The organism is Streptomyces sp. NPDC006743 (genome assembly GCF_040703815.1).
Taxonomy (GTDB): Bacteria; Actinomycetota; Actinomycetes; order Streptomycetales; family Streptomycetaceae; genus Streptomyces.
The window spans coordinates 72,806-86,279 of the sequence record NZ_JBEYJA010000003.1 but is presented as its reverse complement, the minus strand read 5'-3'; the positions used below and the strand labels follow the sequence as shown (position 1 = coordinate 86,279).

Below are 13,474 nucleotides of genomic sequence, written 5' to 3'. Positions count from 1 at the left end.
CCGGTCGCCACGGCGCTGCCGGTGCCGTCAGTACGACGAACCCGAGGCGCCGAGCGAACCGGTCGGGTGCCAGACCGTCTTCGTCTCCAGGAACGCCGTCATGCGGTCGGTGCCCGGCGTCGCCGACCAGTCGTCCACAGGCTGTGGACGCAGGACGCGCTTGAGGTTGTCCGCAGCCGCGATCTCCAGCTCCTTCGCCAGCGCCTCGCCGGCGCCCGCGAGGTCGATCGCGTTGACGTCCTGGTGCGCGGCGAGCGGCGCCGCGATCTCCGCCGTACGGCCGGAGAGCACGTTGACCACTCCGCCGGGCAGGTCGGAGGTGGCCAGCACCTCGCCCAGGGAGAGGGCCGGGAGCGGGGACCTCTCGCTCGCGACCACCACCGCCGTGTTGCCGGTGGCGATCACCGGGGCGATCACCGAGACCAGGCCCAGGAAGGACGACTCCTGCGGGGCGAGGACGGCCACCACACCGGTCGGCTCGGGCGAGGAGAGGTTGAAGAACGGGCCCGCGACCGGGTTGGCGCCGCCGGTCACCTGGGCGATCTTGTCGGTCCAGCCCGCGTACCAGACCCAGCGGTCGGTCGTGGCGTCCACGACCGCCGCCGCCCTGGACTTCGACAGGCCCTCCGCGTCGGCGACCTCGCGCACGAACTGCTCGCGGCGGCCCTCCAGCATCTCGGCGACGCGGTACAGGATCTGGCCGCGGTTGTAGGCGGTCGCGCCCGACCAGGCGCCGAACGCCTTGCGGGCGGCCACCACCGCGTCCCGGGCGTCCTTGCGGGAGGACAGGGGCACGTTCGCCAGCCAGTTGCCCTTCGCGTCGCTCACCTCGTACACCCGGCCGCTCTCGGAACGCGGGAACTTCCCGCCGACGTACAGCTTGTAGGTCTTGAAGACGGAGAGTCGCTCAGTCTTGTCGGTCTTATCGGACATCGAGGTACGCCTCCAGGCCGTGGCGGCCGCCCTCGCGGCCGAAGCCCGACTCCTTGTAGCCGCCGAACGGCGAGGCCGGGTCGAACTTGTTGAACGTGTTGGACCAGATCACGCCCGCGCGGAGCTTGCCCGCGACGGCGAGGATCCTCGACCCCTTCTCGGTCCAGATGCCGGCGCTCAGGCCGTACTGGGTGTTGTTCGCCTTGGCGACCGCCTCGTCCGGCGTGCGGAAGGTCAGGACCGACAGCACCGGGCCGAAGATCTCGTCCCGGGCGATGGTGTGCGCCTGCGTGACGTTCGTGAACAGCGTCGGGGCGAACCAGTAGCCGGAGGAGGGCAGTTCGCAGGCCGGGGACCAGCGCTCGGCGCCCTCCGCCTCGCCCCGCTCGGCGAGCGCGGTGATCCGGGCCAGCTGTTCGGCGGAGTTGATCGCGCCGATGTCCGTGTTCTTGTCCAGCGGGTCGCCGAGACGGAGCGTGCCCAGGCGGCGCTTGAGGGAGTCCAGCAGTTCGTCGTGGACCGACTCCTGGACCAGCAGCCGCGAGCCCGCGCAGCAGACCTGGCCCTGGTTGAAGAAGATGCCGGTGACGATGCCCTCGACGGCCTGGTCGACCGGGGCGTCGTCGAAGACGATGTTGGCGCCCTTGCCGCCCAGTTCCAGCGTGAGCTTCTTGCCCGTGCCGGCGACCGTGCGCGCGATCTCCTTGCCGACGGCCGTGGAGCCGGTGAAGGCGACCTTGTTCACGTCCGGGTGCGCGACGAGCGCGGCGCCCGCCTCGCCGTAGCCCGGGAGGATGTTGACGACACCCTTGGGCAGGCCCGCCTGGCGGCAGATGTCCGCGAAGAAGAGGGCGGACAGGGGGGTCGTCTCGGCGGGCTTGAGGACGACCGTGTTGCCGGTCGCGAGCGCCGGGGCGATCTTCCACGCCAGCATCAGGAGCGGGAAGTTCCACGGGATGACCTGGCCGGCCACGCCGAGGGGCCGCGGGTTCGCGCCGAACCCGGCGTGGCCGAGCTTGTCGGCCCAGCCCGCGTAGTAGAAGAAGTGCGCCGCGACCAGCGGGAGGTCCGCGTCGCGGGTCTCCTTGATCGGCTTGCCGTTGTCCAGGGTCTCCAGGACGGCCAGCTCACGGCTGCGCTCCTGGATGATCCGGGCGATGCGGAACAGGTACTTGGCGCGCTCGGAGCCCGGCAGCGCCGACCACTTCTCGAACGCCTTGCGGGCGGCCTTCACCGCGCGGTCGACGTCGGCCTCGCCCGCCTGGGCGACCTCGGAGAGGACCTCCTCGGTGGCGGGGCTGACCGTCTTGAAGACCTTGCCGTCGGCCGCGTCCGTGAACTCGCCGTCGATGAACAGGCCGTAGGAGGGGGCGATGTCGACGACCGAGCGGGACTCGGGAGCCGGTGCGTACTCGAATGCGGATGCCATGGTGATCAGTCCACCGTCACGTAGTCGGGGCCGGAGTAGCGGCCGGTGGCCAGCTTCTGACGCTGCATCAGCAGATCGTTCAGCAGCGAGGAGGCGCCGAAGCGGAACCAGTGGTTGTCCAGCCAGTCCTCGCCCGCGGTCTCGTTGACCAGGACCAGGAACTTGATGGCGTCCTTGGAGGTGCGGATGCCGCCGGCCGGCTTCACGCCCACCTGCACACCGGTCTGCGTCCGGAAGTCGCGCACCGCCTCCAGCATGAGGAGCGTGTTGGCGGGGGTCGCGTTGACCGCGACCTTTCCGGTGGAGGTCTTGATGAAGTCCGCCCCGGCGAGCATGCCGAGCCAGCTGGCGCGGCGGATGTTGTCGTACGTCGACAGCTCGCCGGTCTCGAAGATGACCTTCAGACGGGCGGCCGTCCCGCAGGCCTCCTTCACGGCGGTGATCTCGTCGAACACCTTCAGGTACCTGCCCGCGAGGAACGCCCCGCGGTCGATGACCATGTCGATCTCGTCCGCGCCCGCCGCGACGGCCTCGCGCACGTCGGCCAGCTTCACGTCCAGGGCGGCGCGGCCCGCGGGGAAGGCGGTGGCCACCGAGGCGACCTTGACGCCCGAACCGGCGACGGCCTCCTTGGCGACGGCCACCATGTCCGGGTAGACGCAGACCGCGGCCGTGGTGGGGGCCGTGCGGTCCGTCGGGTCGGGATGGACCGCTTTGGCGCCGAGCGCCCGGACCTTGCCCGGGGTGTCCGCGCCTTCCAGCGTCGTCAGGTCGACCATCGAGATCGCGAGGTCGATGGCGTACGCCTTCGCGGTGGTCTTGATGGAACGGGTGCCGAGCGAGGCGGCGCGCGCCTCGAGGCCGACCGCGTCGACGCCGGGCAGCCCGTGCAGGAAACGGCGCAGCGAGCTGTCGGACGCCGTGACGTCGGAGAGCGGCGGCGCGGAGGGTGCAGTCGTGGGCATGGTCACCAGGTGAGCATATCTACGCGCGTAGCGGCTGTACACCCCCGGCGGTGTGGGGCGGGGCACCTGGGGGGAGGGGGCGGGGAGGAGGGGGCAGGGGGGAGCAGGAGGCGGGCGGGTGGCGGGTCGGGGAGTGAGGGGCGGTCTGCGGGCTGGGGTGGTTGCTCGGCGGTGGTGGGTGCGGTGGCGGGGTGGCTGGACGGAGGCGGTCCGCGGGTGGGGTGGTTTCGGTGGTGGGGCGGCTGCCGGGTGGTGGTGGGCGGCCGGAGGGAGGCGGTGCGCGGGGTGGGCGGTCGCCCGTGTGGGGGCGGCGTGGTGCGAGGGGCGGGGTCGGGCACAATCGGGGCCATGACGACGCCCGAGCACGAGTCCCCCGCGCCGCAGCCGCCGGCCCCCGAGTTCCAGGACCGGGTCCGCCGGTCGTCCGGCGCCATCGGGGGCGGTGTCCTCCTGCTCGCCATCATCCTGTGGCTGGGTCTCGACGCGATGTTCAGCGGCAGCGGCCGCACGCCGTGGCTGGCGCTGGCCGGGATGATCCTCACCGTGCCGCTCGTGATCGCCTTCACCTTCCGGCCCGCCGTCTACGCCGACGGCGACCGGCTGCGCGTACGCAACCCCTTCCGCGTGATCGTGCTGCCCTGGAGCCAGGTCGCGGGCCTGCGCTCGGGGTACTCCAACGAGGTGATCGCCGCGTCCGGCGCGAAGTACCAGCTCTGGGCCGTGCCCGTCTCGCTGCGGGCGCGCAAGCGGGCGGCCCGGCAGGAGGCGCGGGCCGCCGCCGCGGGGGAGCCCGGGGCCACCGGCCGCGGCGGGCTCTTCGGCCGGGGAGCCGTCGGCGGGCTCGGGGGTCTCGCGGGGGGCGCCCCGAGGACCGGGGGCACCGCGGGCGCCGGCGGCCCCATCCGGGCGGAGGGCGACCAGTTCATGAACGACCTGCGCGAACTGCAGGAGTCCCGCGCGCACGCCGAGAGCGCGCAGGGCGAGGTGACGGTCCGCTGGGCCTACGAGATCGCCGGGCCCGCGCTGGCCGGTGCGGTGGTCCTGGCGATCCTGCTGGCCGTGGGCTGACGGGCCGGCCACCGAGCCCCGGTACGGCGCGGCGGGCCCCGGCTCCGGCCGGGGCCCGCTTTCCCGTCAGATGCCTGCCGCCGCCGACAGGTCGCGCTTGATCGCGGCCAGCAGCTCGGCGGCCTTCTCCCGGGCCGCCGGGAGGCCCGCGTGGTCCGCCACCGGGACCACCACCTCCAGGTAGCACTTCAGCTTCGGCTCCGTGCCCGACGGGCGGACGATGACCCGGGCGCCGTCCAGGGTGTAGCGCAGGCCGTCGGTCGCCGGCAGCTTCTCCGTGCCCTGCGTCAGGTCCTCGGCGCGGGTGACGGGCAGGCCCGTCAGCGCGGTCGGGGGCTGCTCGCGCAGGCGGCGCATCGCGTCGGCGATCAGGGAGAGGTCCTGCACGCGGACCGAGAGCTGGTCCGTGGCGTGCAGGCCGTGCTCCACCGCGAGGTCGTCGAGGAGGTCCAGGAGGGTGCGGCCCTCCTCCTTGAGCCGGGAGGCCAGCTCCGTGATCAGCAGGGCGGCGGTGATGCCGTCCTTGTCCCGTACGCCCTGCGGGTCCACGCAGTAGCCGAGGGCCTCCTCGTAGCCGTAGCGCAGGCCCTCCACGCGGGCGATCCACTTGAAGCCGGTGAGGGTCTCCTCGTAGGGCAGGCCCGCCTTCCGGGCGATGCGGCCGAGCAGGGAGGAGGAGACGATCGACTCCGCGAAGGTGCCGTGCGCGCCGCGGGCGACCAGGTGGGCGGCGAGCAGCGCGCCCACCTCGTCGCCGCGCAGCATGCGCCAGTGCGCGCCGTCCTTCACGGCCGCCGCGCAGCGGTCCGCGTCCGGGTCGTTGGCGATGATCAGGTCCGGGCCGGTCTCGCGCGCCTTGGCGAAGGCCAGGTCCATCGCGCCGGGCTCTTCCGGGTTGGGGAAGGCGACCGTCGGGAAGTCCGGGTCCGGGTCGGCCTGCTCGGCGACCAGGTCGGGCGCGGGGAAGCCCGCGCGGGCGAAGGCGGCGAGCAGGGTCTCCTTGCCGACGCCGTGCATCGCCGTGTAGACGGTGCGGGCCGTGCGGGGGGAGCCCTGGGCGAGGACGGCGTCCGTACGGGCCAGGTAGGCCTCCAGGACGTCCTCGCCGAGCGTCTCCCAGCCGGTGTCGGGGCGGGGGACCGCGGTGAGGGTGGTGATCGCGTCGATCTCCGCCGCGATCTCCGCGTCCGCGGGCGGGACGATCTGGGAGCCGTCGCCCAGGTACACCTTGTAGCCGTTGTCCCGGGGCGGGTTGTGGCTGGCGGTGACCTCCACGCCCGCGACCGCGCCGAGGTGGCGGACGGCGAAGGCGAGGACGGGGGTGGGCAGGGGGCGGGGGAGCACGGCCGCGCGCAGGCCGGCGCCGGTCATGACGGCGGCGGTGTCGCGGGCGAAGTCCGCCGACTTGTGGCGGGCGTCGTAGCCGATGACGACGAGGCCGGCCGTGTCGGTCCCGTGGGGGGTGCCGTGCTTCTTCAGGTACGCGGCGAGGCCGGCGGCGGCGCGGATGACCACGGAGCGGTTCATGCGCAGGGGGCCCGCGCCCAGTTCGCCGCGGAGGCCGGCGGTGCCGAACTGGAGGGTGCCGGCGAAGCGTGCCGTCAGCTCGGCCGTGTCGCCCGCCTCGATGAGCGCGGCGAGTTCCGCGCGGGTGTCCGCGTCGGGGTCCTCGGCGAGCCATGCCTCGGCCCGGGCCATGAGGTCGTCGTCGTGCACGTCGGGTCAGCCTCTCGTGTCGTCGGTGGTGCGGGGTGCCTGCGGTGCGCTGTGCGGTGGGGTGCGCGGTGCGTGGTGTGGCTTGCGGGGGGCTTGTGAGGGGTGGTGCCGGGGGTGCGGGGTGCCTGCGGCGGCCCGTGCGGGGGGTGGGGGTGCGCGTAGCGCGTGCGGGGGGGTGGGTGGGGCGGGGCCGCGCCGGGGGGTGTCCGTCCTCGGAACGGCGCGGAATCGGTCACTTGTTCACAGTGCCCGGGTTGACGCGCCAACCGCTGCGGGCGGACACCCCCCGGCACGTCCCCTCCCCGCCGTGCGCGGCTGCGGGCAGGACCTCCCCGGCCTCCGCCTCCGCCGTCGTGCCCGCGGGGCACGGGGGCTTCGGGTCCTCGCCGTCGTGCGTGGGTGCGGGCAGTGCCGGCGCGCGCCTCCGCCTTCGGGCGCGGCGCCGTCGGCGTTCGCTCGCCGTGGGCCCCCGCCCTCGTGCGTGGGGCTACAGGCGGTCCAGGACCTGGGCCAGCAGGGAGCCCATGCGGGTGGCGCTGTCGCGGCCCGCCTGGAGGACCTCCTCGTGGTTGAGGGGTTCGCCCGTCATGCCGGCGGCGAGGTTGGTCACCAGGGAGATGCCGAGGACCTCGGCGCCGGCCTCGCGGGCGGCGATCGCCTCCAGGACCGTGGACATGCCGACCAGGTCCGCGCCGATGACGCGGGCCATGCGGATCTCGGCGGGCGTCTCGTAGTGCGGGCCGGGGAACTGGGCGTAGACGCCCTCCTCCAGGGTGGGGTCGACCTCCTTGCACAGGGCGCGCAGGCGCGGGCTGTAGAGGTCGGTCAGGTCGACGAAGTTGGCGCCGACGATCGGGGAGGTGGCGGTCAGGTTGATGTGGTCGCTGATCAGGACCGGCTGGCCGGGGCGCATCCCTTCGCGCAGGCCGCCGCAGCCGTTGGTGAGGATCATCGTCTTGACGCCGGCCGCGACGGCGGTGCGCACGCCGTGGGCGACGGCGGCCACGCCGTGACCCTCGTAGTAGTGGGTGCGGCCCAGGAAGACCAGGGCCCGCTTGGAGCCCGTGCTGTACGAGCGGATCCTGCCACCGTGGCCCTGGACCGCCGGCGGCGGGAAGCCGGGCAGCTCGGTGACCTGGAACTCGGCGTCGGGGGTGCCCAGGGCGTCGACGGCCGGTGCCCAGCCGGAGCCCATCACGAGGGCGACGTCGTGGGTCTCCGCGCCGGTGAGTTCCCGCAGGCGCGCGGCGGCGGCGTCGGCGGCGGCGTAGGGGTCGCCCTGGATGTCGTCCGGAAGAAGAGATGCGTTCACGCGGACGAGGGTAGCCGGAATTCGCCTACGCGCGTAGATGACGGAGCTCACGGGAACGGGATCGTTGCCTTGTCGTTTCCGACAAGGCCCCCGTCCCGGGGTCTCAGCAGGGACGCTTGCGCAGTTCCATCACGTAGTCGTGCGGGGCTCCGGCGGACTCGGCGGCGTCCGCGATCTCGCCCAGGTAGCGGGCGGAGGGCAGACCGCCCTCGTACGCGTCGAGGACGTACGTCCAGGCCTTCTCCTCACCCTCCAGGGTGTGCACCCGCACCCGCGTGCGCCGGTAGATGTCCAGGCCGACGCCCTCCCAGCGGTCCAGGGACTCCTCGTCCATCGGGGCGATGTCGTAGAGGGCGACGAAGACCTGGGAGATCGGGTCCTCGACCAGGGTCGCCAGCGCGCCCTCCCAGCCCAGCTGCTCGCCGCCGAAGGTCAGCCGCCAGCCGTTCAGCCAGCCCGTCGCGCGCAGCGGCGAGTGCGGAGCGCGGCGGGACATCAGCCGCGCGTCGAGATTGCCGGCGTACGCGGCGTAGAGCGACATGCGTCGAAGGGTACGGCAGCGGCGCGGGCGGCTCATCCGGGGCGGAAGCCGTCTCCCGCACCCGGCGGTGCCCCCGGGGAGGAGCACCTTGAGGAGTGCGGGACAATGGAGTACGTGACTCGGATCGTGATCATCGGTGGCGGACCCGGCGGATACGAAGCGGCGCTGGTGGCCGCTCAGCTCGGCGCGGAGGTGACCGTCGTCGACTGCGACGGTCTGGGCGGAGCGTCGGTGCTGACCGACTGCGTGCCGTCGAAGACCCTGATCGCCACGGCCGAGGTGATGACCACCTTCGACTCCTCGTACGAGGAGCTGGGGATCATCGTGGCCGACGACACCCCGCCGCTGGAGCAGGCCGCCCGGGTCGTCGGGGTCGACCTGGGCAAGGTCAACCGGAGGGTCAAGCGGCTCGCGCTCGCCCAGTCGCACGACATCACCGCGTCCGTGACGCGCGCGGGTGCCCGGGTCATGCGCGGCCGCGGACGGCTCGAGGGCATGCAGGCCCTGGACGGGTCGCGCAAGGTCGTCGTCACCACGGCCGACGGCAGCGAGGAGACGCTCACCGCGGACGCGGTGCTGATCGCGACCGGCGGCCACCCGCGCGAGGTGCCCGACGCGCAGCCCGACGGCGAGCGCATCCTCAACTGGACCCAGGTCTACGACCTCACCGAGCTGCCCGAGGAACTCATCGTGGTGGGCTCGGGCGTCACCGGCGCCGAGTTCGCGGGCGCCTACCAGGCGCTGGGCTCCAAGGTCACGCTGGTGTCCTCCCGCGACCGCGTGCTGCCCGGCGAGGACCCGGACGCGGCGGCCGTCCTGGAGGACGTCTTCCGGCGCCGCGGCATGAACGTCATGGCCCGCTCGCGCGCCGCCGCGGCCAAGCGGGTCGGGGACCGGGTGGAGGTGACGCTGGCCGACGGCCGGGTCATCACCGGTTCCCACTGCCTGATGGCCGTCGGCGCCATCCCCAACAGCGCGGGGCTCGGCCTGGAGGAGGCCGGCGTCAGGCTGCGCGACTCCGGGCACATCTGGACGGACAAGGTGTCGCGGACGACCGCCCCGGGCGTCTACGCGGCCGGTGACGTGACCGGTGTCTTCGCGCTGGCGTCGGTGGCGGCGATGCAGGGACGTATCGCCATGTACCACTTCCTCGGCGACGCGGTGGCCCCGCTGAACCTGAAGACCGTCTCCTCCAACGTCTTCACCGATCCTGAGATCGCCACCGTCGGCTACAGCCAGGCCGACGTGGACGCCGGCAAGATCGACGCCCGCTGTGTGAAGCTGCCCCTGCTGCGCAACCCGCGCGCCAAGATGCAGGGCATCCGGGACGGCTTCGTCAAGATCTTCTGCCGTCCGGGTACGGGCATCGTGGTCGGCGGTGTGGTCGTGGCGCCGCGCGCCTCGGAACTGATCCACCCCATCTCGATCGCCGTCGACAACAACCTGACGGTCGAACAGATCGCGAACGCCTTCACCGTGTACCCGTCTCTGTCGGGGTCGATCGCCGAGGTGGCCCGGCAGCTGCACGGGCGCAAGTCGGCCGGCGAGGCGTGAGGGCGGCGGGGACGGCTCCGGCCTGCGGCCGGATCCGACTCCCCGCCCTGCACGGGGAGTTGCGGACCATGCGCGCGGCATAGGCGCATGGACTGCGGCTTATACCACTCCGCGTGCCACCTTGCGAACAACTTCTGTTATTCGGTGCAAACTGCTGAAAGCAGACGGTCGCTGGGGTTACTGTCAGTTTCGTGTTCGCTGCTGAACGTCGCCAACTCATCCTCGAAATGGTGCGAGCGAACGGTGCGGTGTCGCTCCGTGAACTCGCCCGTGTCGTCCAGACCTCCGAAGTGACCGTACGGCGGGACGTGCGGGCACTGGAGGCGGAAGGACTCCTCGACCGCCGGCACGGTGGTGCGGTACTGCCGGGCGGGTTCACCCGTGAGTCCGGCTTCCCGCAGAAGTCGCACCTCGCGACCGCCGAGAAGACGGCCATCGCCGACCTCGCCGCGGGTCTCGTCGAAGAAGGCGAGGCCATCGTCGTCGGGGCCGGTACGACCACGCAGGAGCTGGCCCGCCGGCTCGCCCGGATCCCCGGGCTGACCGTGGTCACCAACTCGCTGCTGGTCGCCCAGGCCCTCGCCCACGCCAACCGCGTGGAGGTCGTGATGACCGGCGGCACGCTGCGCGGCTCCAACTACGCCCTCGTCGGGTCGGGTGCCGAGCAGTCGCTGCAGGGGCTGCGGGTGTCCAGGGCGTTCCTGTCGGGGAGCGGGCTGACCGCCGAACGCGGGCTGTCCACCTCCAACATGCTGTCGGCCTCCGTCGACCGGGCCCTCGTCCAGGCCGCCGCGGAGGTCGTCGTCCTCGCCGACCACACCAAGCTGGGCGCGGACACCATGTTCCAGACCGTCCCGACGGAGTTCATCACCCGGCTGGTGACGGACGAGCCGCCCGCCCACGACGACCGCGCGGGCACCGAACTGCAGGCCCTGGCCGACCAGGGCGTGCAGATCGCGGTGGCCGGTCCGGCGGGAAACCCCGTGGGCGAGCAGGCTCCGGCCCGCGGTGAGCGCCGCCGGGACGTCCCGCTGCCCGGCCCGCGCCGCGGCCAGGTCACGGGCCCGGCCGCCACCCTGCGCGCCACGGGGCTGGGCGGCCAGGACCAGTCGGCGGGTGCCGAGCGGGCGGCCCGGGTCGCGGACCTGCGGCGCCGGTGAGCGCCCCCGGGACCGGAGGCCGTGAGGCCGCCTCCGGTCCCGGGCGGCCGTCGGCGGCTGCCGCCGGCGGACCCTCGCACGACAGGCGCCCGGCCACCCGCTCGTCGCGGGCGGCCGGGCGCCTGTGGTGTGCCGCGGGTGTCAGTCCTTGATCTCGCAGATCGCGGCACCCGAGGTGAGGGAGGCGCCGACCTCGGCGGTGAGTCCCTTGACGGTGCCGTTCTTGTGGGCGTTGAGGGGCTGCTCCATCTTCATGGCTTCCAGGACGACGATCAGGTCGCCCTCCTTGACCTCCTGACCCTCCTCCACGGCGATCTTGACGATCGTGCCCTGCATCGGGGAGGCGAGCGTGTCACCGGAGGCGACGGGCCCGGACTTCTTCGCCGCGCGGCGCTTGGGCTTGGCGCCCGCGGCCAGGCCGGTGCGGGCCAGGCTCATGCCGAGGGAGGAGGGCAGGGAGACCTCCAGGCGCTTGCCGCCGACCTCGACGACGACCGTCTCGCGGCCGGTCTCCTCGTCGGCGTCCGTGTCGGCCGCAGCGGTGAAGGGCTTGATGTCGTTGGTGAACTCGGTCTCGATCCAGCGGGTGTGGACCGTGAAGGGGTCCTCGGAGCCGGTCAGTTCCGGGGCGAAGGCCGGGTCGGTGACGACCTTGCGGTGGAACGGGATCGCGGTGGCCATGCCCTCGACCTGGAACTCCTCCAGGGCGCGGGAGGCGCGCTCCAGGGCCTCCTTGCGGGTGCGCCCGGTGACGATCAGCTTGGCCAGCAGGGAGTCCCAGGCCGGGCCGATCACGCTGCCGGCCTCGACACCGGCGTCGAGGCGGACACCGGGGCCCGTGGGGGCGTCGAAGCGGGTGACGGTGCCGGGGGCGGGCAGGAAGCCCCGGCCCGGGTCCTCGCCGTTGATGCGGAACTCGAACGAGTGGCCGCGCAGCTGCGGGTCGCCGTAGCCCAGTTCCTCGCCGTCGGCGATGCGGAACATCTCGCGGACCAGGTCGATGCCGGCGACCTCCTCGGTGACCGGGTGCTCGACCTGGAGGCGCGTGTTGACCTCCAGGAAGGAGATCGTCCCGTCCTGGCCGACGAGGAACTCGCAGGTACCGGCGCCTTCGTAGCCGGCCTCCTTGAGGATGGCCTTGGAGGCGCGGTACAGCTCGGCGACCTGGGCCTCGCTCAGGAACGGCGCCGGGGCCTCCTCGACCAGCTTCTGGTGGCGGCGCTGCAGGGAGCAGTCGCGGGTGGAGACCACCACGACGTTGCCGTGCTTGTCGGCCAGGCACTGGGTCTCGACGTGGCGCGGGCGGTCGAGGTACCGCTCGACGAAGCACTCGCCGCGGCCGAAGGCGGCCACCGCCTCGCGGACCGCCGAGTCGTACAGCTCGGGGACCTCTTCGAGGGTGCGGGCGACCTTGAGGCCGCGGCCGCCGCCGCCGAAGGCCGCCTTGATGGCGATCGGCAGGCCGTGCTCCTCGGCGAAGGCCACGACCTCGTCGGCACCGGAGACCGGGTCGGAGGTGCCGGCGACCAGGGGGGCGCCGGCGCGCTGGGCGATGTGCCGGGCGGCGACCTTGTCACCGAGGTCGCGGATGGCGTGCGGCGGCGGGCCGATCCAGATCAGGTCGGCGTCCAGTACGGCCTGGGCGAACTCGGCGTTCTCCGAGAGGAAGCCGTAGCCGGGGTGGACGGCGTCCGCGCCGGACTCCTTGGCTGCCTTGAGGACCTTGTCGATGTCCAGGTAGCTGGTGGCGGGGGTGTCACCGCCCAGGGCGAACGCCTCGTCAGCGGCGCGGACATGCAGAGCGTCCCGGTCCGGGTCCGCGTAGACGGCCACGCTCGCGATCCCGGCGTCCCGGCAGGCCCGGGCCACGCGGACAGCGATTTCGCCACGGTTGGCGATGAGCACCTTGCGCACGATTGAGGCTCCCTCCTTGAAACAAGCCGAGTTTAGGGACTGCCGACACGGCACTTCGACCCGTCCCCAATGGTGAGCTTGCCCACACGGAGCGTGATTCGAGGCTCGCTCGACCCGCGAAAGCCCTAGTCGCACCTCGGTACGCAGGGCTCCTGCGGAAAACCCTAGCCCCACGGTGTGGTCAAGGTCTCTGTGAGGGCGTGCTGCGGCCCACTTCGTTTCTTTGTGGAGTCCCTACGAATGGCCCAATGAATCTTTGCCCTCGGCAGAACCCTTGTCCCCAGGTTTACCCGTTAGTAGCGTTCGCGCTGTCTGAGGGTACTGGCGGTAACAGGGCTCCGGGTGGAGCGGCGGTCGGAAGTGGGTGGAACCGGTGGTGCGCAGACCGGTGGCATGGGTCGTGGCGGTCGTGCTCTTCGCGGAGGCGCTCGGCTTCGCGGCGGTGAACTGGCTCCTCGGTGAGGTAGTCCACCGGCAGCGGATGTCCCTGGCCGGTCTGGACTCGAACGTGATGTCGACGTCCTCGAAGATCGGCGGAGTGGTCTTCGGCCTCTACCTCGCCCTGTGCGCCCTGGTCGCCCTGCTCGTCGCCGTGCGCGGCCGCCGCCCGGCCGGGTTCGGGCGGGTGCTGCTGATCAGCGCGGCCGTGGTGCACGCGCTGCTGGGCGCCTTCGCGTGGGGTCTGCTGGGCTGGACGGCGTTCCTGGCCATGATCGTCGTACTGGCGCTGATCGTGCTGCTCCTGATGACCTACGACCAGGGGGAGGCGGAGGAGGAGCGGCCCGGGCCGCGGCCGGACGCGCCGGCGAGCGGCCCCCGGGGCGGCCCGCACGGCTCCTCTCCAGCCGCCCCTGGCGCCGAGCCCACGGCCTCCTGAGCGGC

At 72.9% G+C, this 13,474-nt stretch carries 11 protein-coding genes; 4 read left to right on the top strand and 7 right to left on the bottom strand.

The window, feature by feature from the left end:
• Positions 1-27: 27 nt before the first annotated feature.
• Genes ABZ719_RS03450 through deoC form a run of 3 tightly spaced genes read right to left on the bottom strand, consistent with a single transcriptional unit; the run spans position 28 to position 3,327 of the window.
• Positions 28-933, bottom strand: coding sequence for an aldehyde dehydrogenase family protein (locus ABZ719_RS03450; protein ID WP_366723571.1), 906 nt, complete (start codon positions 931-933; stop codon positions 28-30).
• Positions 923-2,362, bottom strand: a complete 1,440-nt coding sequence (locus tag ABZ719_RS03445; protein ID WP_366723570.1) for an aldehyde dehydrogenase family protein — start codon at positions 2,360-2,362, stop codon at positions 923-925. Before ABZ719_RS03445 ends, ABZ719_RS03450 begins: the two co-directional genes overlap by 11 nt.
• A 5-nt stretch (positions 2,363-2,367) precedes the next feature.
• A complete protein-coding gene (deoC, locus tag ABZ719_RS03440; protein ID WP_366723569.1) occupies positions 2,368-3,327 on the bottom strand; it encodes a deoxyribose-phosphate aldolase in 960 nt (319 codons plus the stop codon).
• A 348-nt stretch (positions 3,328-3,675) separates the two neighbouring features.
• Here deoC and ABZ719_RS03435 point away from each other — a divergent pair, with 348 nt between their 5' ends.
• Entirely contained in the window at positions 3,676-4,395 is a 720-nt protein-coding gene (locus tag ABZ719_RS03435) for a PH domain-containing protein (RefSeq protein ID WP_366723568.1), read from the top strand.
• Positions 4,396-4,461: 66 nt separating this feature from the next.
• Here ABZ719_RS03435 and ABZ719_RS03430 read toward each other — a convergent pair whose 3' ends face one another.
• The 3 genes from ABZ719_RS03430 to ABZ719_RS03420 all read right to left on the bottom strand — a co-directional run bounded on the left by ABZ719_RS03430 (position 4,462) and on the right by ABZ719_RS03420 (position 7,964).
• Positions 4,462-6,093 carry a phospho-sugar mutase gene (locus ABZ719_RS03430; protein WP_366723748.1) on the bottom strand — a complete coding sequence of 544 codons (1,632 nt, stop codon included), beginning with the start codon at positions 6,091-6,093 and terminating at the stop codon, positions 4,462-4,464.
• A 505-nt stretch (positions 6,094-6,598) separates the two neighbouring features.
• Positions 6,599-7,423: a purine-nucleoside phosphorylase gene (locus ABZ719_RS03425; RefSeq protein ID WP_037861396.1), complete on the bottom strand. Its 825-nt coding sequence runs from the start codon at positions 7,421-7,423 to the stop codon at positions 6,599-6,601.
• A gap of 103 nt (positions 7,424-7,526) precedes the next feature.
• Entirely contained in the window at positions 7,527-7,964 is a 438-nt protein-coding gene (locus ABZ719_RS03420; RefSeq protein WP_366723567.1) for a gamma-glutamylcyclotransferase, read from the bottom strand.
• Positions 7,965-8,069: 105 nt separating this feature from the next.
• Between ABZ719_RS03420 and ABZ719_RS03415 the strand changes: the two genes are divergently transcribed.
• Together ABZ719_RS03415 and ABZ719_RS03410 are read left to right on the top strand one after the other, a co-directional pair.
• Entirely contained in the window at positions 8,070-9,518 is a 1,449-nt protein-coding gene (locus ABZ719_RS03415) for an NAD(P)H-quinone dehydrogenase (protein WP_037861393.1), read from the top strand.
• A gap of 191 nt (positions 9,519-9,709) precedes the next feature.
• Positions 9,710-10,678 (top strand): DeoR/GlpR family DNA-binding transcription regulator, encoded by a 969-nt coding sequence (locus ABZ719_RS03410; protein ID WP_078884273.1) that lies wholly within the window; start codon positions 9,710-9,712, stop codon positions 10,676-10,678.
• Between the two features lie 141 nt (positions 10,679-10,819).
• Here ABZ719_RS03410 and ABZ719_RS03405 read toward each other — a convergent pair whose 3' ends face one another.
• Positions 10,820-12,592 (bottom strand): biotin carboxylase N-terminal domain-containing protein, encoded by a 1,773-nt coding sequence (locus ABZ719_RS03405; protein WP_366723566.1) that lies wholly within the window; start codon positions 12,590-12,592, stop codon positions 10,820-10,822.
• A 373-nt stretch (positions 12,593-12,965) separates the two neighbouring features.
• Between ABZ719_RS03405 and ABZ719_RS03400 the strand changes: the two genes are divergently transcribed.
• Positions 12,966-13,469 (top strand): hypothetical protein, encoded by a 504-nt coding sequence (locus ABZ719_RS03400; RefSeq protein ID WP_366723565.1) that lies wholly within the window; start codon positions 12,966-12,968, stop codon positions 13,467-13,469.
• The last annotated feature ends 5 nt before the right edge of the window (positions 13,470-13,474 follow it).